Genomic DNA, 20,710 nt, shown 5'->3' with positions numbered 1-20,710 from the left:
ATTCAGGTATCCGAATTTAATGAAAGCCTTCTATTCGCCAAGGCAGACGGGTCATATGCCGAGCCGCTCGTTTTATCGCGGGCGCTTTACGCCCGCGCATGAAAACCCTGAGCGCGTTGCGTGTCTGCTGCGTGCGCTGGAGCGGGCAAGCTGCATCGCCAGCGAACCCGCGGACGCCGGACTCGCGCCAATTCTCGCCATACACGACGCCGACTACGTCGAGTTCGTGCGGGATGCGTGGTTGCGCTGGCGTACCGACGACGCAAGCGGCGACGTGATTCCCAATGTGTTTCCGCCGTCGCGCGCCAGCGTGCGCGAGCGCGCCGCACTGCCGGTGCTCGCCCAGGCCGGCATCTTCATGGGCGACCTGAGTTGTCCGATTGGAAAGGGCACATTCGAGGGCGCGTACTGGTCGGCGCAGACCGCCGTTGCTGCCGCCGATGCCGTGCTCGCGGGCGAGGCCCTCGCGCTCGCGCTGTGTCGACCGCCCGGTCATCACGCGCAGCGCGACCGCGCATCGGGCTACTGCTTCTTCAACAACGCGGCGATTGCGGCGGCGCGCCTGCGCGAGCGCGTCGAGCGTGTGGCGATCATCGACTTCGACATGCATCACGGCGACGGTACGCAGTCGATCTTCTACGCACGCGGCGATGTGCTCACGGCTTCGGCCCACGCCGATCCGCGCGACACGTTTCCGTTCTTCAGCGGCGCGGCGGATGAATGCGGCGAAGGCGCGGGCCTCGGCGCGAATCTGAACATTCCACTGCCTGCGGGCGCAGACGACGACACCTTCGTCGCTGCCGTCGCCGCCTTGTTCGAGCGCGCGCGGACATTCGGCGCGCAGGCGCTCGTCATCGCAGCGGGCTGGGACGCACACGGCGACGACCCGCTCTCGCCATTCGACGTGACGAGCGCGGCTTACGCGCGGATCGCGCGGCTCGTGAAGGCGCAGGCGTTGCCCACCGTGATCGTGCAGGAAGGCGGCTATCACCCCGGCGCGATCGAGGACGCACTGCTCGCATTTCTGGATGCCCTCGCCTGAGAGGCGCACACACTTTTTACAACAGCGAAGGGGAAGGCAATGAGAGGCAAGATGGCGTTCGCCGCGGCAGCCGCGGCGTCGATGACGGGGCTCGCCCATGCGCAGGGCTCGGTGACGTTGTACGGCATCCTCGACGAAGGCATCACGGTCGTGAATAACGAAGGCGGAGCGCATAACGTCCGCATGGAAAGCGGGGTGTATCGCGGCAGCCGTTGGGGGCTCGACGGCTCGGAGGATCTCGGCGGCGGGATGAAAGCGGTATTCAAACTCGAGAACGGCTTCAGCCTCGACAACGGTTCGCTCGGGCAGGGCGGCCTGATGTTCGGGCGGCAAGCCTATGTGGGCCTGAGCTCGTCTTACGGCACGCTCACGTTCGGCCGCCAGTACGACGCAACGACCGACTTCGCCTGGGACTACAACGTGGCGGCGATCGCGTCAGGCTACGGGTTCCACCAGGGCGATCTCGACCGGACACTCGGCGACCGTCTCGACAATTCGGTGAAATACCGCTCGCCCGACTTCCATGGCTTGTCGGCGATCGCGATGTACGCGTTCAGCAACACGGCGGGTGAATTCCACAAGGGCAGTGCGTGGAGCAGCGGCGTCTTCTACGATCACGGGCCGTTCACGGCGGCGGTGACCTATACGTATCTCGCGGGCACGACCTTCGATCCTTACGCGGCGATGGGCTTGCGCAGTTTCATGGGCCGGACCGTCGTGACGCGCGAGGGCGACGTGGTGACGCCGGTGCAGGAATCGTTCGCGATCGACTCGCTGGGGACCTTGGGTATCGGCGCGAGCTACGCGATCGGCAATGTTTCGCTGATTGCGAACATGACGAATACGCGCCTCAAGTATCAGGGCGACGCGACGGTGATGCAGGTGTACGAGGGCGGGGCGACGTGGCAGGCGACGCCCGCGCTGCTGACCGCGCTGGCTTATCAACATACGCGCTTCGAGGGCCACAAGTGGCATCAGGTGAGCCTCGGCGCGTATTACAGCTTGTCGAAGCGCACGCAGGTTTATGCGTCGGTCGACTATCTGAAGGCTTCGTCGGGCGTCGATCCCGTCACGGCTTACGACTTCGCGCCCTCGCAGGTGAGCTGGCAGGGGAATGCGCGCGTCGGCGTGTTGCATAACTTTTAAGCGGCGGCATGGCGGCATGGCGGATCGCGGACGTCGCTGTGCAGATGGCCCGGACTGGCGCTGCTCTGCGGCCGATTCAGTCCGGGACGTTGCTATGCCAGCGAAGCCTCAGGCGTTCGCCATGAGGGTGGCGTGCAAGGCGACGATGCTTCCCGCGCCGCCCGTATCGCGTTTACTGCCGCATCAGCGCCATCATCGCGCCGAAGCCGACGAACACGCCGCCCGTCACGCGATTGAACGCCTTCGCCACGCGGCGGCTCTTGAGCGTCGCGCCGATGCGCGTGCCGAAGCCCGCATAGACGAGATACCAGCTCACCTCGCAGACCGCGAAGGTCGCCACCAGCACGCCGAACTGCGGCAGCGTCGGGCGGCTCGCGTCGATGAATTGCGGCAGCAGCGCGGCCGCGAACAGGATCGCCTTGGGATTGCTGCTGGCGACGAGAAAACCGTTGCGGAACAGCGCGCCCGGCGAGCGTGCAGGGCGGGCGGCGAGCGCCTCGGCTTCGGCCTCGTCGTCGGCGTTTTGCTCGACCGGCGCGCCCCAGGCCTTCACGCCCAGATACACAAGGTAAGCCGCGCCGATGAAGCGCAGCACGTTGAACATCGTCGGCCACGCTTGCAGGAACACGCCGAGCCCGGCGGCGGAGACCGCGAGCATCAGCACGAGCGCGGACAGGCAGCCGCCCATCGTCGCGCTGGTGCGGCGCAGCCCGTACTGGGCGCCGTGCGACATGATCAGCAGCATGTTGGGACCGGGGATGGCACAGACGACGAAGACCGTGGCGAGAAACAGCCACCAGGTATGCAGGTTCATTGCGAAGGCAGACGTAAGAATTGAGCAGGCGAAACGTCGATTATGCCAGTGCGCGTGCGTCACGCGGGTCCGGCTTCGCGTGGCGATTCGCGAGCGGGCGGCCCAAAAGAAAAAAGCCCGCGATCAAGGCGGGCTTGAACCATGTCGATGGAGACATAGAGGAGACGAATCCAGTATAGGCGTGGCTTTGACGGCGGGCAATATTTCGTATGCAGATTGAACCGTTAACCATTGTTAAACCAGGCGATTTATGATTGCTATGCCGGTTGGCCGCGCCCAGAATGCATCAAACCGCCGACGCTTGGCGAGCGCGGTGCGAGCAACGAGAGAAAGGTGCGGCGGCAACGGAGTGCGTGTGCGGCCCGCGCCTCGACAGGCAAGAAGCAGGGATCGGCAATCGAGCAAACCGGAGGGGTCAAATGGGCATTCTGGACAAGTTGGGTGAAGTGGCGGGTGCGGTGGCCGCGGTGGAAGCGGCTGAGAAGGTCGATCCGGACGCGGGCTTTCTGACGAAAGCGGCAGCCGCGGTCGCGGGCTTCGAGGGCGCGGGGGCGCTCGAGAACCTCGTCGAAAAGAAGGAAGACGAGAAGGCCGCCGACGACGGCACGCAGCAGGCCGACGCGGGCGACACGCCCGCGGCTTGATGTTTGGCGTGATCTGTTCAGCGTGAGCTTTCGGGTGTGAAAGCGAGTGACAGGTCTCGATGCGTCATGATTAGCGCTCATGAGCCGCGGTCTTTGGACCGCGGTTTTTTTATGGGCGCGGGCCGCATCGGCGCTTCATGACTTCAAGACTTCACGAACACGAAATCGCACTGCCGCGCCGTAGTTCGCTGACCGCTGCCGGACGCCGCGTCGAAATGCGCGCTGACCTGGTACGAATACGGCGTGCGCGGCGACGGATGCCCGAGCGCATGCTCAGGCGAATTCGTCAGCCCATTCGCCACGAGCGTGGCGACGCCGTCGGGTTCGATCTTGCCGTCGAGCGCGAGCCAGCCGCCTTGCTCCTTCGCACCATGTTCGCCGTGCAGCACGCCTTCCACCACCGTGGCGGGAAATTGATAGGTATAACTAAATGCGTGATCGGGCGCGGGCGTCGTCGCGCAGTTGAGTGTGACGTGCCAGGCGCCGTCGAATTTCCCGGCGGCGTGCGCATCGAGTGCGCCGCCGAACCAAGCCGCGCAGGCGGTCATCATCGCGATGCCAATCCGCGCCCTGCGCATGATCCCGACACGCCGCCCGTCCATCGCCGTCCTCCGGTTTCGCGCAACATCGCGCTGCCACCGTAACGAACGCAAGGCGCATACCTGCGTGCGCCCGCGTGCGTGCGGGCCGATCGTGTCAGCTGGCGGTGCTGCCGATCGCGTCGAGTTTCGCCAGCACGTCCGCGCTCAGTACGAGGTCTTGCGCGCGCAAATTCTCACGCAGATGCGCACGCGACGACGTGCCCGGAATCAGCAGGATATTCGGCGCGCGATGCAGCAGCCAGGCGAGCGCGACGTTCATCGGCGTGGCATCGAGCGATTGCGCGATGTCCGAGAGCGCCGTCGACTGGATCGGCGAGAAACCGCCGAGCGGAAAGAACGGCACCCACGCGATGCCGCGTGCGGCGAGCGCGTCGAGGAAGGCGTCGTCGGCGCGATTGACCAGGTTGTAGTGGTTCTGCACGCAGACGATGGGCGCGATGCGCTCGGCGTCGGCGACCTGTTTCGCCGTCGCGTTCGACAGGCCGATATGGCGCACGAGGCCGCGTTCGCGCAGGCTCGCGAGCATTTCCATCTGCGGCTCGACGGGGCCTTCGGCGGGCTTGTGCACGTCGCCCATGATGCGCAGGTTCACGACGTCGATCGCGTCGAGGCCCAGGTTGCGCAGATTGTCGTGCACGGCGCGCTCGATATCGGCGGGCGCGTGCGCGGGCAGCCAGTTGCCCTGATCGTCGCGCACGGCGCCGACCTTCGTGACGATCGTCAGATCGGCGGGATACGGATGCAGCGCCTCGCGGATGATCTGGTTCGTCACGTGCGGGCCGTAGAAGTCGCTCGTGTCGATATGGTTCACGCCGCGTTCCAGCGCCTCGCGCAGCACCGCGACGGCTTCCGCGCGGTCCTTCGGCGGCCCGAACACGCCGGGGCCGGCGAGCTGCATGGCGCCGTAGCCCATGCGGTTGACGGTGCGGCCGGCGAATTCGAAGGTGCGGCTGGGGGTCTGCTGGGTCATGGTGTTTTCCTCGAAAAGGGATGGCGCCAGTATGGACTGCGGCGCGTTATTGGATAATCCCGTCAGATCCGCACGGGTTGTGCAAAATTTTGCACAATGATGCGGTGGCGCAGACATCACACTGTCCCATCCGATTGCCCCGTGTTTTCGACCCGAATCGATCCGACTCGACCTCACCATGACGCGCGAAACCCGTCCGCAAGGCCATCAGGCCCTGGAAATGAACGATCTGGCCACCTTCGTCGCGGTGGCGCGCGCGGGCGGTTTCCGCGACGCCGCGCGCGTCGGCGGCGTCTCGCCGTCGAGCCTGAGCACGGCGGTGCGGCGGCTCGAAACGAAACTCGGCCTGCGCCTGCTGAACCGCACCACGCGCAGCGTCGCGCCGACCGAGGCGGGGCAGCGTCTGCTCGAAACCATCACGCCGCTGTTCGCCGAGATGAAGGCCGCGCTCGACGTGCTCAACGGCTATCGCGACCGGCCCGCGGGCGTGCTGCGGTTGAACGTGCCGGCCAACGTCGCGCGCAGCGTGCTGCCGCCGATACTCGCGGGCTTCGCGCGCGCCTATCCCGAGATTCGCGTGGAAGTGGTGGTGGAAGATGGTTTCGTCGACGTGCTGGAGGCGGGCTGCCATGCGGGCATCCGTTACGACGAGCGGCTCGAACAGGACATGATCGCGATTCCGATCGGTCCGCGCGTGCAGCGATTCGCCACGGCGGCCGCGCCGGAGTACCTGGCGGCGCGCGGCGCGCCCGCGCATCCGCGTGAGCTGCTCGATCACGCCTGCCTGCGCGTGCAGTTTTCGGGCGGCGCGATGGCGATCTGGGAATACGAGCGCGACGGCGAGACCGTGCGGCTCGATCCGCCGGGACCGCTGGTGGTGAAGCCCGCGGCGGCGCTCGATCTGGCGATTGGCATGGCGTTGCACGGGGCGGGTGTGATCGCGATGTTCGAGGACACGCTCAAGCCGCATTTCGCGAGCGGCGCGCTGGTGCCGCTGCTGGAGGACTGGTGGCCGCAGTTTTCCGGGCCGTTTCTCTACTATCCGGGGCGGCGGCATCCGCCTGCGCCGCTGCGGGCGTTCGTCGACTTTCTGAAGTCGGGCGAGGGGGCGGATGCGGAGCCAGGCGCGGATACTTCGTCATCCTGACGATGCATCCGCGCGGGTGAAACGCGGCGTTTATCGCGCGGCTTGCTTCCAGCCGAATTCGATGAACACGCGGCACAGTTCGGCCATGCCCTTGGCGTCTTCGTCGTCGAAGCGCGCGAGATGCGGGCTGTCCACATCCCACACGCCGATCAGCGTGCCGTCGGCAGCCACGAGCGGCACCACGATTTCCGACTGCGACGCCGAATCGCAGGCGATGTGGCCCGCAAACGCGTGCACGTCGGGGACGAGTTGGGTTTCGCGCGTCTGCGCCGCCGTGCCGCACACGCCCTTGCCGAGCGGAATGCGCACGCAGGCGGGCTTGCCCTGGAACGGGCCGACCACGAGTTCCTTGCCGTCGAAGAAGTAGAAACCGGCCCAGTTCAGGCCTTCGAGCGAGTTGTAGACGAGCGAGGAGAAGTTCGCCGCGTTCGCGATCGCATCGGTCTCGCCTTCGATCAGCGCGCGCGCCTGGGCGGCGAGCGTGGCGTAGAGCGCGGGTTTGTCGGCGGGCAGGGAGTCGGAGAGCGAAAACATGGTGTGTCGAGCCTGGTGAATCTGGGGGTGAATCCGGGAATGAAGCGGCGCAAGGCGCCTTCGAGGGCGCCAGTTTAGGCCAGATCGGGCGTTCTTGCTCGTTTGGGCCCGATTACCGGCGACCGCCGTGGGGCCTTTTAGCCCGTTGCCGCGCACGCGCTGGCGCAACCGGTAGTCCATCGACAATAATCGCTCTCGTCTTTTTCAGCGACGGGAGTGGCATCGACGTGACGATTTCCAGAACGCGCAGACAGTTGAGCATCGGCTTGCCGCTCCTGCTCGGACTCGGCGGCATGACGCGCGCGGCGCGCGCCGCCGATGTGCCGCTTACCGACGCGCCGCTTGCCGAAATCGAGCGCCGCAACGGCGGGCGGCTCGGCGTGTTTGCGCTCGATACCGCGTCGGGCCGCACGCTCGCGCATCGCGCCGACGAGCGTTTTCTGATGTGCAGCACCTTCAAGGGGCTGCTGGCCGCGCAGGTGCTCGCGCGCGTCGATGCGGGCAAGGAAACGCTGGAGCGTCCCGTGCCGTACAGCGAGCACGATCTGATTTTCACCTCGCCGGTGACGAAGGCGCATGTCGCGCAAGGCGCGCTGCCGGTGCGCGCGCTGTGCCAGGCCGCCGTCGAAGTCAGCGACAACACGGCGGCGATCCTGCTGATGCGCAGCGTGGGCGGCCCGTCCGCGCTCACGCAGTTCATGCGCTCGATCGGCGACGACGTCACGCGTTCCGATCGCTACGAGCCGGCCTCGAACCAGGCGAGCGGCGTGCTCGACACCACGTCGCCGCGCGCCGTCGTGCAATCGGTGCGGACGATTCTGCTCGGCGATGTGCTGAGTCGCGCGTCGCGTGAACAACTCGAAAGCTGGATGGTCGCGAGCACGCCGGGACGCAAGCGCATCCGCGCGGCCTTGCCCGCCGGCTGGCACGCGGGCGACCGTCCGGGTACGAGCGTGGACGCGCAGACGAACGACTACGCGATCGTGCGTCCGCCGGGCCGCGCGCCGTGGCTCGTCGCGGCGTATTACGAAGCGCCGGGGCTTGATATGCCGCATCGCGAGGCCGTGCTGCGCGAGGCGGGCGCGGCGTTCGTCGCGTGGGCGCGGGACGGCGTGGCTTGAGGCGCGTTTCGCGATCGAGCGAGGATCGATCGGTGATCGTGCAACGATCAGTCGGCGTTCAAGCGGCGGCCTGCGCTTCCAGCGTCGACGCGAGGTGGTGGGCGAAGGCGCGTACGCGTTTCGCTTCGGCGATAGCCCGCGCGACACGATGCCTTCTTTCGCGCGATGGCCGCGCTGCCGGTGCCGCATGAAGCCGACGCCGTGCGGCGCGTCTGCGCGCAATTCCGGCAGCAGATCGTCGGGCTTTAGTTGCTTTAGTTGCTTTAGTTGCTTTAGTTGCTTTAGTTGCTTGAGTTGCCCGAGTTCTTTCCCGCACGCGCCTGGCGTTCGTGGATGCGGCCCGCTTCGTCGGCGATGTCGAGTTCCTTGCGTTCGCGGCGCTCCTCGTTGCCGCGCCGCGCGCGCATGCGCTGACGCGAAAGCACGCTGATGATCTCGCCGGTGCTGGCGTTTTCGGGGATCTCGTTGCGGATCACGTTGGGCACCATCGGCAGTCCTTGACGCTGCCGGCGCAGCGCCTGCGAGATCGCGCGGCGGCAGTCGTCGCCGTGGCAATCCCACTCGTCGCGCAGCTTTCCGCAATATCGGCATTTGTCCATCGATTCAGTTTAACCGGAATCGCGGTCCGCCTTTCGGGGCGCGAGCACGCCCGCGCACGCACGAACACGCGCACGCGGCGCGCTGCGTGCGCAGGCCGACGCAGCGCAGCAATCGGGGAAACGCGCGGAGTTTCGACGGCGCTATCATCGGCGATGACTCGGAGCGGGAGCGGCCCATGACGGCGACGGCGGCGCACAGCGGCAAAATCGGCACGGTCCTGTTCGACATGGAGGGCGTGCTCTCGCACTACGACCGCGACGCGCGCGCGGCGCGGCTCGCGGCGCTGACCGGCACCACGTCCGAGGCCGTGCGTGCGGCGATCTGGGATTCCGGCCTGGAGACGCGCGCCGACGCGGGCGAACTCGCGCCCGACGCCTATCTGCGCGCGCTCGGCGAACTGCTCGGCTGCGCGATGGACCGCGAGACGTGGCTCGCGTCGCGGCGCGCGTCGATCACGCCCAACGACGCGGCGCTCGCCCTCGCGGCGCGTGCCGCGCGGCGCTGCCGCATCGCCGTGCTGACGAACAACGGCCGCCTCGTCACCGATCATCTCGACGTGTTGAATCCGCCGGTCGCGCGGCTGTTCGGCGAGCGCGTCTACGGCTCGGCGGCGTTCGGCGCGCTCAAGCCCGACGCGCGGGCCTATCTCGGCTGTCTCGCGCAGCTAGGCGCGACGCCGCTCGACACGCTCTTTATCGACGACAGCGAAGCCAACGTGCAAGGCGCGCGCGACGCGGGCCTGCACGCCTGCGTCTTCGTCGATGCCGCCACGCTCGAACGCGATTTGCGCCGCTTCGGCGTGCTCGACGGCTGAACGGGCCCGCACCCGCATGCACGCGCTCGAACCCCTGCGCGAGCGCAGCTTCAGGGCGGATCCGGCTTGAGCGCGGCGCGTTTCGCGACTACGCTGCGACATTCAGTAAACGCATTCTCATCGATGGGAGCTTGCAAGGCATGCATGACCTGAGTGTCCGGCGTTTGAGCCACGTGGTCGCGCTCGCGGAGGAGCGCAGCTTCGCGCGCGCGGCCGAGCGCGTGCATCTGAGCCAACCCGCGCTGAGCCGCAGCATCCAGGCGATCGAGGAGGAACTCGGGCTGCGCCTGTTCGACCGCGCCGTGCGCGGCGTCGCGGTCACGCAGGCGGGCAAGGCGGTGGTCGAGCGCGCGCGCCGCGTGCTGTTCGAGGCCAATTGTCTGACGCGCGACGTCGAGCTGCTGAAGTCGCACGAGGCGGGTGAGGTGCGCATGGGCCTCGGTCCGTATCCGACGATGGTGCTCATGCCCGATCTGCTGGTGGAGTTTTCGCGCCGCCATCCGGCGGTCGAGATGAAGGTCTCGGTGAATCAGGGCATGCATATGGTCGAGATGCTGCTGGCCGAACAGCTCGACTTTCTGGTGACCGACCGGCGCGTGCTGCCCGACAATCCCGCGATCGCCATCAAGTCGCTCAAGCGTCACGAAGGCGGCTGGTTCGCGCGCGCGGGGCATCCGCTCGCGCAGCGCGGGCCGGTGACTGCGGCGGCGGCGCGCGCCTATCCGCTGGTGTCGGTGCCGCTGCCGCCGTTCATGCGCGCGGCCGTGCATCGGCTCATGAAAATCCGCTCGCACGAGCCGATCGCCGTGCAACTCGAATGCAACGATCTGCAGGTGCTCAAGTCCTTCGTCGAGCAGACCGACGCCTTGCTGTTCGGCACGGTCTCGTCGGTGCGGCGCGAGCTGGCGGCGGGTACGATCGAGCGCATCGAAGTGGCCGATTCGCCGCGCATGGGCCTCGATATCGCGATCGTGGTGCTGGCCGAGCGCACGATGTCGCCGGCGGGCGAAGTGGCGCTCGCGCTCGCCCAGGACCTGCTCGGGAATGCGCAGAAGGCGAGCGCCGGGCTCGGGCAGGCGAGCGCCTGAGCGGCGGCTGGCTTTGCGCGCGGCACGGTTGGCAGGCAAACGGAACACGTCCCGCGCCGCCGCTATGATGGGCGAATCCTCAACCGCTGGAGGCTGCGATGAGCCTGCCCCGATGGCCGATCGTGCTGGCCGCGCTGTGGTTCGGCGCGGGTGCGGGCGCCGCGTGCGCGCAATCGTCGGCGCCTGCCGAAGCGGCGCCGTCGGCCGTGCCCGCCGCCGCGCCGCTCGTCTACGTGAGCGACTTCGAACTCGACGCCGCGAACGTCACGACCGATCCGAATCCCGTCGATCAGGCGCGTCATCTCGGCGGCGGTCTGCTGCCGCGGCCCTTGTCGCGTCTGCGCGGCGAGGACCCGCAGGCGAAGGCGCGCGATATCGTCGAGGAAATGGCGTCGACGCTGGTCGCCGATCTGCGCCGCGCGGGCGTCGATGCGCGCCGCCTGCCGACGGGCGCGCCCACGCCCGCGCAGGGCTGGCTCGTGCGCGGCGTGTTCCTGCAGGTGGATGAGGGCAACCGGATGCGGCGCGCGATGGTCGGCTTCGGCGCGGGCGCGAGCGAAGTGCAACTGGCCGTGGCGATCGACGATCTCGCGGCGCACGCGCCCGCGCCGCTGTATCAGGTGATCGACACGCAGTCGAGCCACAAGATGCCGGGCGCGGGCGCGGCTATCGCGCTGAATCCGTACGTGGCCGCCGCGAAGTTCGTGATCGCGCGCGGCGATCAGCGCCTGACCGTGGAGCGCGCGGCGGGGCAGGTCGCCGATACGGTGTCGGCGCGCGTGAAAACTGCGCCGTGAGTCACGGGTTGAAGCGCGGTATCAAGCGTGATTTAACGCGTGATTTAACGCGTGACGCAAAGCGCGCCATCAAAACGCGCTAACAGAAACGCCGCGCTCAATCGCGTTTACACGCGCTTCGGAATTTCCAGTCCGCGCTGCACGGCCGGACGCGCGACGAACGCATCGAGCACGCGCTTGACGTTGCCGAACGCGTGGAAGTCCACGAGATCGCCCGCTTCGTAAAAGCCCACCAGATTGCGCACCCACGGGAACGTGGCGATATCGGCGATCGTGTAGTCGTCGCCCATGAGCCACGCGCGGCCTTCCAGACGCTGGTCGAGCACCTTGAGCAGACGCTTCGACTCGGCGATATAGCGGTCGCGCGGACGCTTGTCCTCGTAGTCCTTGCCCGCGAATTTGTGGAAGAAGCCCACCTGGCCGAACATCGGGCCGATGCCGCCCATCTGGAACATCACCCACTGGATCGCTTCGTAGCGCGCGGCGCCGGAGCGCGCGAGCAGCTGACCGGTCTTGTCGGCGAGATAGATCAGGATCGCGCCCGATTCGAACAGCGGCAGCGGTGCGCCGTCCGGGCCGTGCGGATCGAGAATCGCCGGAATCTTGTTGTTCGGATTCAGCGAGAGAAAGGCGGGCGACAGTTGATCGTTGGTGTCGAAGCGCACCAGATGCGGCTCGTAAGGCAGGCCGATTTCCTCCAGCATGATCGACACCTTCACGCCGTTGGGCGTGGGCAGCGAATAGAGCTGGATGCGCTCGGGATGCTGCGCGGGCCATTTCTCGGAGATCGGGAAGGTCGAAAGTGCGTTCATGCGGTTCCTATGGAGGGTCGGGTCGCGCGTGCGCGGCGACAATGGCCGCCTAGTGTAGAAGAATTACGGCGAGCGCGTTGGACGCGGCCGGATTCACACGAGCGCTTACACGCTGCCTTCCTTTTCGATCACGAGAATGCGCGCCTCGCCGCGCGGATGCGCCACGTGCTCGCAGCCCACCTGCGCGTAAAACACATCGCCGGCTTCGAGCACGGCGATGTGTTCCGAAACGCCTGCTTCGCCGCCTTCATCGCTGCGTTCCCGATAGTGCATCTCGACGATGCCGTCGAGCACGGCGAACACTTCCTCGCCGTCGTTCACGTGCCATTTGTAGGGCTGATCGGTCCAGTGCAGGCGCACGGTGGTGCCGTTCAGATTTGCGATGTCGAGCGCGCCCCAGGCGCGTTCGGCGGTGAAGTTTTTGCTGCAGATGATCTTCATGATGGCGTGAAAAATGCGGCGGGCAGTGAGGCGCTCGGTGCGGCCTTCAATGCTGCGCCGGCAACGATTGCTGGAAGCTGAGCAGATTGAGCGGCGCGACGCGGATAAAGCCGCCGCGCGGGCTGTCGATATCGGCGATCAGGGTCAGCGAGAGCGACACCGTGATCGGCAGCACGAACAGCAGGATGCGCTTGCCGTGGTCGCCGCGCGCGCCATAGCCCTGCATCAGATTGCTGAACAGCGCGATGATGACCATGAGGATCCACGCGGCCACCGGAATGCGGTTGATCCACGCGGCCTGCGTATAGCCCTGAGAGTTGATGACGTCGTTCATGCCCGCAACCACGAGCGCGGTGACCGGATTCGGCTGCGCCGCCGCCGCGTCGCGCACGCCGTTCCAGAGCTGCGTTTCGAGATCGGCGGTCTCCCGGTCGATCTGCGCGAGTCCTTCGCGGTCGTGCGTCGTGTAGTAGCGCACGCGCACATCCGTGTACTTCGCGAGCAGCGTTTTCAGATGCTCCGCGCCCGCGCCGCCGACCAGATCCGCGCGCAGATACTCGGTGCCGATCGCATTCGCTTCCTCTTCCTCCAGATTCTTGCGCTGGTCGTAGCGGCCCACCGCCATCGACAGCGTGAAGCCGATCAGCAAGGCCAGCAGCGTGAGCGTCGCGCCTTGCACGACGTTATAGTTTTCGCGTGCCGAGTCGGAGAGCGGAAAGCGCCGGTTGAGCAAGACGGCGCCGAGCGCGGCGGCGAGCGGCAGGCTGACGATCAGCGTGATGAAGAGATAGATCGGGTGCTGAAGGTATTGCGTCATGGAGGCTCCGAGTATCGTGAGTCGAAGGCGCGTGAACGGCAATAAGCGTCGGCAATCAAGGCGTTTCGGTGAGGCGATTCTACGCGTTCGCGGCGTCTTCGCGTTCGATCTCGTTCAGATGCACGGCGCGCAGATCCTCGATGAAGGCGCGCTGAATGTCGCCCGCGTTCGTCATGCGCCGCGTGACCATGTGGAAGGTCACGTCGTAGCGCAGCGCCGCCGGATTCACGGCGCGCAGCAGGCCGCCATCGACATACGGCTTGGCGAAATGCACGGGCAGATAGCCGAGATGATGGCCGGAGAGAATCAGCAGCGCGACGGCTTCCATGTTGTCGGCGATGGCGGTCACGTTGCGCTCGTGCGTGGAGTGCTGCGCCTCGGGCAGCGGATAGCTGCGCCACGCCCACTCGCAGGCAGCGGCTTCGGCGGCGCCCACGTCGCCCGGATGATCGGCGTGCGCCGCGCGCTCGAACAGCGCGTGACGCGCGCCGCAATACGCATACTGGCGCTCGATGAACAGCGCGGTGTAATCGAGGCTCGGCACGCGGTGCCAGAAATAGCCGATCGCGATATCGACCTTGCCGTTGAGCACCTGTTCCTCCAGTTCGCCCGGCGAGCGGATCTGGATGTTGAAGCGCACGGCCTGGTCGCGCTGGCGAAAGCGCGCGATGGCGTCGCTGATGCGCGCGTTCTGGCTGAACGGCGTATGGCCGATCAGGCCGAGATTGAGCTCGCCGACGAGCTGGCGGTCCATGTTCGCGGCTTCGGCGCAAAACGTATTGGTCGCCATCAGCAGCCGCCGCGCCGACATGGCGAAGCGCTCGCCCTTGGCCGTGAGCTTGAAGCCGCCGCGCCCGCGCTCGCAGAGCCGGAAACCGAGCCGCGTTTCCAGCGACGCGAGCTGCGTGCTGATGGTCGATTGCCCGACGTTCAGCGCCGCCTGGGCGGCCGTCAGCCCGCGCGCGTCGACCACGGCGAGAAAAACGCGGATCAGCCGCAAGTCGAAGTCGGTCAGGTTGGCGAGCATGCTGCGGTCCTCACATTGATGCGAATCGATGTAAACATCATCAGGCCGTCATTTTATCCATAATTTTTTCCCCCTAGCATTGCCAGCATTGGGTTTCATCCCACTGCTCCTATCGATGTTTTCAGGGTTTATACGGATATGAACGACGCGCAACACCCCTCGCTGAACCAGCCGCTCTCCGGCAACGCCATGCCGCGCTTCGGCGGCATCGCCTCGATGATGCGTCTGCCGATCGCCGCCACGAGCGCGGGGCTCGACGCCTGTTTCGTGGGCGTGCCTTTCGATCTGGGCACCTCGAACCGCAACGGCGCGCGCCTCGGCCCGCGCCAGATCCGCGCCGAATCGGTGCTGCTGCGGCCCTATAACATGGCGACGCGCGCCGCGCCGTTCGACTCGCTCCAGGTGGCGGATATCGGCGACGTGGCGATCAATCCGTTCGACATCCACAAGGCCATCGCCGATATCGAAACGGCTTACGACGGCATCATCGCCGACGGCTGCAAGCCGGTCACGCTGGGCGGCGACCACACGATCGCGCTGCCGATCCTGCGCGCGATGCACAAGAAATACGGCAAGGTGGGCGTGGTCCACGTGGACGCGCACGCCGACGTCAACGACACCATGTACGGCGAAAAGATCGCGCACGGCACGCCGTTTCGCCGCGCGGTGGAAGAGGGCCTGCTCGATTGCGACCGCGTGGTGCAGATCGGTCTGCGCGGCACCGGCTATCACGCCGACGATTTCGACTGGTGCCGCGATCAGGGCTTCCGCGTGGTGCAGGCCGAGGCGTGCTGGAACCGCTCGCTCGAAACGCTGATGAAGGAAGTGCGCGAGCAGATGGGCAACGGCCCGGTGTATCTGAGCTTCGATATCGACGGCCTCGATCCGGCGTTCGCGCCTGGCACGGGCACGCCGGAGATTGGCGGCCTCACGGTGCCGCAAGGTCTGGAAATCATTCGCGGCCTGCGCGGGCTGAATCTGGTGGGCGCGGATCTCGTGGAAGTGTCGCCGCCGTATGACCCGCAGGGCACCACGGCACTGCTGGCCGCGAATCTCGCGTTCGAGATGCTGTGCGTGCTGCCCGGCGTGGCGTATCGCGCCTGAGCGAAACGCCGAACGACGCCAATTGATACGGCATCCGAAATAAATGAAAACATTGCGCCAGATTCCCGGAGAGCGTGCATGAGCGAGACCCAGACTGAAACCCAAGCCGCCGTGCTGGCCGCCGCCGATGCGCTGATCGCATCGTTCGCGCGCCACGACCGCGACGCCTATTTCGCGGCCTTCGCGCCGCACGCCAATTTCGTGTTTCATCACGTGAGCGAGGCGCTGCCCACGCGCGCGGCCTATGAAGCGCTGTGGCGTCAGTGGGAACGCGACGACGGCTTTGCCGTGATCGGCTGCGAGTCGAGCGAGCGCGCCGTGCAGTGTCTCGGCGACGTGGCGATTTTCACGCATAACGTGCGCACGCAGGTGAGCACGCACGCGGGCCGCGAGACGCTGGTCGAGCGCGAGACCATCGTGTTCGCCCGCGAAGGCGGCACGTGGATCGCCGTGCACGAGCATCTGTCGCCGCACGCCTGCGTGGCTGTGCAGCACGAGGTGAATGAGGTGAACGCGGTGGAGGCGTCCGCATGAAGCGCGAGACTGTACTCGCCGCCGTGGAGCCGGGCGTGTTCGTCGATGGCGAATGGCGACACGGCGAAGGCGCGACGCTCGACCTGATCGATCCGTGCAGCGCGCAGTCCATCGCGCGCGTCTCGGCCGCGAGCACCGCCGATGTGGATGAAGCCGTCGCCGCCGCCGCGCGCGCCTTGCTCGGCTGGCGCAAGACGCCCGTGACGGCGCGCGGCGATCTGCTCGAACGCATCGCGCAAGGCATCGAAGCGCGCAGCGTCGAACTGATCGATTTGCAGATGCAGTGCAACGGCAAGCCGCGTTTCGAGGCGCAACTCGACGTGAGCGACGCGGCGGCCACGTTCCGTTATTACGCGCAACTGTGTCGCGAGAGCGGCGTGGCGACGTCGTCGACTGTGGCGCTGCCCGATCCCGGTTTCGACGCCGAGGTGCGCCACGAAGCCGTGGGCGTCTGCGCGCTGATCGTGCCGTGGAATTTCCCGCTCGTGACGGCCGCGTGGAAGCTCGCGCCCGCGTTGGCGGCGGGTTGCACCGCGGTCATCAAGCCGTCCGAACTCACGCCGCTCGCCGAGCGCGCTTTGGTCGATATCGTCGCGGCGGCGGGCGTGCCAGCGGGCGTGGTGAATCTGGTCGCGGGCGCACGCGAGGTCGGCGCGCATCTGGCCGCGCATCGCGGCGTGGCGAAGGTTTCGTTCACGGGCAGCACCGCCGCAGGACAAGCGGTGATGCGCGCCGCCGCCGACCGCATGCAGCGCGTCTCGCTTGAACTGGGCGGCAAGTCGGCGCTGATCGTTTTCGACGACGCCGATCTCGACGAAGCCGTCGAACTCGCTTTTAACGGCGCGTTCTTCAACGCGGGGCAGATGTGTTCGGCGACCTCGCGCGTGCTGGTGGCGCGCGCGCTGCACGACGCGTTCGTCGAGCGGCTCGTTGCGCTGGCGCGCACGGCGACGGTCGCGGCTCCCGACGACGCCGACGCGCGCATGGGTCCGCTGATCAGCGCGGCGCAGCGCGAGCGCGTGCTCGGCCTGCTCGCGCGCGGCAAGGACGAGGGCGCGCGCGTGTTGTGCGGCGGTGCGCTCGCGCGTCCCGGCTTCTTCGTCGCGCCGACGGTCTGCGCAAACGTCGCGCCCGACAACGTGCTCTGGCGCGAGGAAATCTTCGGCCCGGTGACGCTGGTGCGCGCGTTCGACACGGAATACGAGGCCATCGCGCTCGCCAACGACAGCGACTACGGACTCGTCGCCACGGTCGTGACCGCCGACGCCGAACGCGCCGCGCGGGTCGCCGACGCCTGCGAGTCGGGCGTGGTCTGGGTTAACGCGCCGCAGGTGATTTTCCCGCAGACCGGCTGGGGCGGCCGCAAGCTCAGCGGCATCGGCCGCGAACTCGGACCCTGGGGCGTGCGCGCCTACCAGGAAATCAAGCATGTGATCCGCGCGCGTCCGGCCGGCGCGCCGCCATCGCCGTCATTGCCGCCATCGCCGTCATTGCCGCAATCGCCGTCATCGCCGCAATCTCAGCAACAACCGTAACCACGAACCCAGCCGTCAACGCTCTCGCTCGCACGCCTCGCGCGCGCGGGCGGGCGCGCACCCCACAGGAAGAGACAGATGAACACTGACAACGTCAACGGTTGGGCGGCCGACGGGGCCGAACCGCCACGCAGCATGGACGCGCCCGGCGCCGTCGCGCCCTCGAAATGGCGCAAGATCGAAGTGCGTTCGATCGACTACGTGCCCGCGCACGAACGCCACGGCAGCGTGGCCGGGCAGGGGCCGTTCTGGTTCCTCGGCAACTTCCAGTTCTTCACGATCGCCATCGGCTTCGTGGGTCCGAGCATGGGACTCTCGCTCGGCTACACGATCCTCTCGGGCGTGCTCGGCATTCTGTTCGGCACGCTGTTCATGGCGTTTCATGCCTCGCAGGGCGCGCATCTCGGCCTGCCGCAGATGATCCAGTCGCGCGCGCAGTTCGGCTATCGCGGCGTGGTGCTGATCCTGATCGCGACGCTGTTCACGTTCATCGGCTTCAACGTGGTCGATACCGTGCTGATGGCGAGCGGCGTGAAGGGCATCTTCGGATGGTCGCCGACGCTCGTCACCATCGTCACGGCGCTGATCGCGCTGGCGCTGGCGATCTACGGTCACGACTGGCTGCATCGCGTGTTCAAGTGGCTGCTGGTCGCGAGCCTGCCGCTCTACGTGCTGCTGACGCTGTGGATCCTGTTCGGCGCGGTTGGCGTGAAGCCCGGCATCGTGCACGCGGGCGGCTTCTCGCTCGTCGCGTTCGCCGCGCAGTTCGCCGCGAGCGCGAGCTACAACATCACGTATGCGCCGTATGTCTCCGATTACTCGCGCTATCTGCCGCGCGATACGAAACCGCGCGCGATCATCGCGGCGGTGTTCGTCGGCGCCTCGGCGTCGGCGATCTGGCTGATCGCGCTGGGCGCATGGCTTGCGACGCGTCTCGGTGCGTCCGATGGCCTCGTCGCGCTCTACGACGCAGGCAACGCGATGTTCCGCGGCTTCGGCGTGCTGATCTCGCTGGCTTCGGTGGGCGCGATGGTCGCGACGATGGGCCTGAACGCCTATAGCGCGATGCTGACGGTGGTCACGGCGGTCGATTCGTTCAAGCCCGTGAAGCCGACGCAGACGGTGCGCGTGGTCACGGTGCTCGCGCTCGGCCTCGTATGGGTGGCGATCTCGCTGTCGCTGTCGGGCAACGCCATCGACATTCTGTTCGCGGCGCTCACGATCATGCTGTATCTGCTGGTGCCCTGGACGGCCGTGAATCTCGTCGATTACTTCTTCGTGCGGCGCGGCCATTACGCGATCACGCAACTCTTCACGCCGCGCGGTCTGTATGGCGCGTGGGGCGCGCGCGGGCTGATCGCCTACGCGGTGGGTTTCGCCGCGACGGTGCCGTTCTTTGTGTTGCCGGGCATCTACACGGGGCCGCTCGCGGCGCGCATCGGCGGCGTGGATGTGGCCTGGGCGGTGGGCCTCGCGGTGTCGGCGATCGCGTATCTCGTGTTGGCCCGCTCGATCGACGCGAAGCGCGAGCGCAAGGCGGTTCAGCAGAGCGAGCGCGAAATCGCCGAACTCGATAATGCGATGAAGCGCGCGCATTGAACGCGATAGCGTCGTGTACTTCACGACGCTGAAAAAAACGACGCGGCGCACGTTCGAAAACGTGCGCCGCGTTTTTTCATGCTTTCAGCGTGAGGCGGCTAGCGTGAAGCCGCCGCGCTCAGCCTTGCTTCCAGAGCGTGCGGCCCCAGAACGTGAGCGTGCGGTCCCACGCCTGCTGCGACCAGACCGGATCGAATTGCGTGTGCGCGATGCGGCCCGGGCCGACGGCTTCTTCGTTCGCGAACGCGTGGTAGGCGAGGTAGCGATGGAACTCGACGTTCACGCCGCCGTCCTTGAGCTTCTTTTCGAGTTCGTCGACGGTTTCGATCTTGAAGAAGCCGTCCTGCGTGCCCCAGTGGCCGAGCACCGGCGCGGTGATCTTGCTCGCGTCGAGGTAGTCGAGCGGGGGGAAGCCGTACCACGTGACCACGCCCGCGAGGTCGGGGATCTGGTTCGCGGCCAGCAGCGTGAGCGCGCCGCCCATGCAATAGCCGGTCACGCCGATGCGGTCCGTGAGCGTGCGTAGATGATCGACCGCGCCGCGGATGTCCTGCGAGGCGGCGTCGCCGAAATCGAGGCCCGTCATCAGGTGATGGGCTTCTTCTTCCTCGACCGTGCTCTTGCCGCGATAGAGGTCGGGCACGAGCGCGTAGTAGCCGGCCTGCGCGAGACGGTCGGCCACGCCGCGAATCTGGTCGTTCAAGCCCCACCATTCCTGAATCACGACGATGGCGGGCGCGCCCTGCGTTTTGGCGGGCGTGGCCAGATAGCCTTGCAGCGATTTGCCGTCGGGGCGATTGAAGGCAATCATCGAGCCGGTGGTCTTTGTCATGAGTTATTCCTTGAGGGTTCGGTGGATCGGTTCGGAAACGAAAGAATCAGGTGAGAAGCGAGTCAAAACCGGTGCCGGAAAAGCGCAAGCCGTAGCATAGCCTCTGCGCGCAAGCTTTGCTCGGATGCGCCTGACGCGCGTTGAGGTCCGCTGAGGTTCGTTGAGGTTCGCTAACGGCGTGCGGCGTGCGGCGCGCCGTCATTCGCCGATCAGGTGCAGCACGATATCGCGCGTCGAGGCGTGACGCCGATGCTCGAACAGATAAATGCCTTGCCAGGTGCCGAGCACCGGGCCGCCGAACTCGACGGGAATCGAAAGCTGCGTCTGCGTGAGCGCGGTGCGCAGATGCGCCGGCATGTCGTCGGGGCCTTCGGTGTCGTGCTCGTAGCGCTGCGGGTCCTCGGGCGCGATCTCGTCGAAATAGCGTTCGAGGTCGCGACGCACCGAGGGATCGGCGTTTTCCTGAATCAGCAGCGAAGCCGAGGTATGGCGGCAGAACAGCGTCAGCAAACCCGTGCCGATGCCGGTTTCGCGCACGAAATCGCGCACCTGCGCGGTGAAATCGACGAGCCCGCGCGAGCGCGCGTGCACGTGCAGATGATGGATGGCCTGGCGCATGGTTTTCTCCGGTGAGGCGCGACGCGAAGTCAGTCGGCGGCAGATCAAATTGGCGGCAGCAGGGCCGAGGCG

General features: G+C 66.8%; 22 protein-coding genes and 1 pseudogene. 12 read left to right on the top strand and 11 right to left on the bottom strand.

Annotated elements, in window-relative coordinates; genetic code table 11:
- Positions 1-19: 19 nt before the first annotated feature.
- Both U4Y88_RS32190 and U4Y88_RS32185 read left to right on the top strand, forming a co-directional pair.
- Positions 20-1,042, top strand: a complete 1,023-nt coding sequence (locus tag U4Y88_RS32190) for a histone deacetylase family protein (protein WP_321788847.1) — start codon at positions 20-22, stop codon at positions 1,040-1,042.
- Positions 1,043-1,081: 39 nt separating this feature from the next.
- Complete coding sequence (locus U4Y88_RS32185; protein ID WP_321788845.1) at positions 1,082-2,188, top strand: porin; 1,107 nt, start codon at positions 1,082-1,084, stop codon at positions 2,186-2,188.
- 172 nt (positions 2,189-2,360) lie between these two features.
- Here U4Y88_RS32185 and U4Y88_RS32180 read toward each other — a convergent pair whose 3' ends face one another.
- Complete coding sequence (locus tag U4Y88_RS32180) at positions 2,361-3,002, bottom strand: LysE family translocator (protein WP_321788843.1); 642 nt, start codon at positions 3,000-3,002, stop codon at positions 2,361-2,363.
- Positions 3,003-3,421: 419 nt separating this feature from the next.
- On the opposite strand from U4Y88_RS32180, the gene U4Y88_RS32175 reads away from it, so the two are divergent.
- On the top strand, positions 3,422-3,646 hold the full coding sequence (locus tag U4Y88_RS32175; protein ID WP_224012137.1) for a hypothetical protein: 225 nt from the start codon (positions 3,422-3,424) through the stop codon (positions 3,644-3,646).
- Positions 3,647-3,789: 143 nt separating this feature from the next.
- Here U4Y88_RS32175 and U4Y88_RS32170 read toward each other — a convergent pair whose 3' ends face one another.
- Complete coding sequence (locus tag U4Y88_RS32170; RefSeq protein ID WP_321788841.1) at positions 3,790-4,197, bottom strand: hypothetical protein; 408 nt, start codon at positions 4,195-4,197, stop codon at positions 3,790-3,792.
- 145 nt (positions 4,198-4,342) lie between these two features.
- Positions 4,343-5,218 carry an aldo/keto reductase family oxidoreductase gene (locus tag U4Y88_RS32165; RefSeq protein ID WP_321788839.1) on the bottom strand — a complete coding sequence of 292 codons (876 nt, stop codon included), beginning with the start codon at positions 5,216-5,218 and terminating at the stop codon, positions 4,343-4,345.
- Positions 5,219-5,432: 214 nt separating this feature from the next.
- On the opposite strand from U4Y88_RS32165, the gene U4Y88_RS32160 reads away from it, so the two are divergent.
- A complete protein-coding gene (locus U4Y88_RS32160) occupies positions 5,433-6,365 on the top strand; it encodes a LysR family transcriptional regulator (protein ID WP_224012196.1) in 933 nt (310 codons plus the stop codon).
- Between the two features lie 30 nt (positions 6,366-6,395).
- On the opposite strand, the gene U4Y88_RS32155 is transcribed toward U4Y88_RS32160, so the two are convergent.
- The gene (locus U4Y88_RS32155) at positions 6,396-6,899 is read right to left on the bottom strand and encodes a GAF domain-containing protein (RefSeq protein ID WP_224012134.1); all 504 of its coding nucleotides are present in this window, start codon (positions 6,897-6,899) and stop codon (positions 6,396-6,398) included.
- Positions 6,900-7,126: 227 nt separating this feature from the next.
- Between U4Y88_RS32155 and bla the strand changes: the two genes are divergently transcribed.
- Positions 7,127-8,020 carry a class A beta-lactamase gene (gene bla, locus U4Y88_RS32150; protein ID WP_321788837.1) on the top strand — a complete coding sequence of 298 codons (894 nt, stop codon included), beginning with the start codon at positions 7,127-7,129 and terminating at the stop codon, positions 8,018-8,020.
- A 347-nt stretch (positions 8,021-8,367) separates the two neighbouring features.
- On the opposite strand, the pseudogene U4Y88_RS32145 reads toward bla, so the two are convergent.
- Positions 8,368-8,619, bottom strand: a pseudogene (locus U4Y88_RS32145) (hypothetical protein); the annotation flags it as partial.
- A gap of 176 nt (positions 8,620-8,795) precedes the next feature.
- Here U4Y88_RS32145 and U4Y88_RS32140 point away from each other — a divergent pair.
- The 3 genes from U4Y88_RS32140 to U4Y88_RS32130 all read left to right on the top strand — a co-directional run bounded on the left by U4Y88_RS32140 (position 8,796) and on the right by U4Y88_RS32130 (position 11,319).
- Positions 8,796-9,434, top strand: a complete 639-nt coding sequence (locus tag U4Y88_RS32140) for an HAD-IA family hydrolase (RefSeq protein WP_321788834.1) — start codon at positions 8,796-8,798, stop codon at positions 9,432-9,434.
- A 140-nt stretch (positions 9,435-9,574) separates the two neighbouring features.
- A complete protein-coding gene (locus U4Y88_RS32135; RefSeq protein WP_224012128.1) occupies positions 9,575-10,522 on the top strand; it encodes a LysR family transcriptional regulator in 948 nt (315 codons plus the stop codon).
- Positions 10,523-10,620: 98 nt separating this feature from the next.
- Positions 10,621-11,319 carry a DUF4410 domain-containing protein gene (locus U4Y88_RS32130; protein ID WP_224012127.1) on the top strand — a complete coding sequence of 233 codons (699 nt, stop codon included), beginning with the start codon at positions 10,621-10,623 and terminating at the stop codon, positions 11,317-11,319.
- A gap of 107 nt (positions 11,320-11,426) precedes the next feature.
- Here U4Y88_RS32130 and U4Y88_RS32125 read toward each other — a convergent pair whose 3' ends face one another.
- The 4 genes from U4Y88_RS32125 to U4Y88_RS32110 all read right to left on the bottom strand — a co-directional run bounded on the left by U4Y88_RS32125 (position 11,427) and on the right by U4Y88_RS32110 (position 14,416).
- Entirely contained in the window at positions 11,427-12,131 is a 705-nt protein-coding gene (locus tag U4Y88_RS32125; RefSeq protein WP_310633432.1) for a glutathione S-transferase N-terminal domain-containing protein, read from the bottom strand.
- A gap of 105 nt (positions 12,132-12,236) precedes the next feature.
- Positions 12,237-12,572, bottom strand: coding sequence for a cupin (locus U4Y88_RS32120; RefSeq protein ID WP_321788832.1), 336 nt, complete (start codon positions 12,570-12,572; stop codon positions 12,237-12,239).
- Positions 12,573-12,618: 46 nt separating this feature from the next.
- On the bottom strand, positions 12,619-13,389 hold the full coding sequence (locus U4Y88_RS32115; protein ID WP_310633434.1) for a hypothetical protein: 771 nt from the start codon (positions 13,387-13,389) through the stop codon (positions 12,619-12,621).
- Between the two features lie 79 nt (positions 13,390-13,468).
- Positions 13,469-14,416, bottom strand: a complete 948-nt coding sequence (locus U4Y88_RS32110) for a LysR family transcriptional regulator (RefSeq protein ID WP_224012123.1) — start codon at positions 14,414-14,416, stop codon at positions 13,469-13,471.
- 138 nt (positions 14,417-14,554) lie between these two features.
- Here U4Y88_RS32110 and speB point away from each other — a divergent pair, with 138 nt between their 5' ends.
- The 4 genes from speB to U4Y88_RS32090 all read left to right on the top strand — a co-directional run bounded on the left by speB (position 14,555) and on the right by U4Y88_RS32090 (position 19,188).
- Positions 14,555-15,520, top strand: a complete 966-nt coding sequence (speB, locus tag U4Y88_RS32105; RefSeq protein ID WP_321788830.1) for an agmatinase — start codon at positions 14,555-14,557, stop codon at positions 15,518-15,520.
- A gap of 78 nt (positions 15,521-15,598) precedes the next feature.
- Positions 15,599-16,054: a nuclear transport factor 2 family protein gene (locus U4Y88_RS32100; protein WP_321788828.1), complete on the top strand. Its 456-nt coding sequence runs from the start codon at positions 15,599-15,601 to the stop codon at positions 16,052-16,054.
- Entirely contained in the window at positions 16,051-17,589 is a 1,539-nt protein-coding gene (locus U4Y88_RS32095) for an aldehyde dehydrogenase family protein (RefSeq protein ID WP_321788827.1), read from the top strand. Before U4Y88_RS32100 ends, U4Y88_RS32095 begins: the two co-directional genes overlap by 4 nt.
- Positions 17,590-17,724: 135 nt before the next feature.
- Positions 17,725-19,188 carry a purine-cytosine permease family protein gene (locus U4Y88_RS32090; protein ID WP_321788941.1) on the top strand — a complete coding sequence of 488 codons (1,464 nt, stop codon included), beginning with the start codon at positions 17,725-17,727 and terminating at the stop codon, positions 19,186-19,188.
- A 118-nt stretch (positions 19,189-19,306) separates the two neighbouring features.
- On the opposite strand, the gene U4Y88_RS32085 is transcribed toward U4Y88_RS32090, so the two are convergent.
- Complete coding sequence (locus U4Y88_RS32085; protein ID WP_310630870.1) at positions 19,307-20,020, bottom strand: dienelactone hydrolase family protein; 714 nt, start codon at positions 20,018-20,020, stop codon at positions 19,307-19,309.
- 198 nt (positions 20,021-20,218) lie between these two features.
- Positions 20,219-20,638 (bottom strand): secondary thiamine-phosphate synthase enzyme YjbQ, encoded by a 420-nt coding sequence (locus U4Y88_RS32080; protein ID WP_224012118.1) that lies wholly within the window; start codon positions 20,636-20,638, stop codon positions 20,219-20,221.
- Between the last annotated feature and the right edge of the window lie 72 nt (positions 20,639-20,710).

Source organism: Paraburkholderia sp. J94, from assembly GCF_905220285.1.
In the GTDB taxonomy this organism is placed as follows: domain Bacteria; phylum Pseudomonadota; class Gammaproteobacteria; order Burkholderiales; family Burkholderiaceae; genus Paraburkholderia; species Paraburkholderia tropica_A.
Note: the sequence above shows the minus strand (reverse complement) of the source record. Positions and strands in the feature narration are given on the sequence as shown.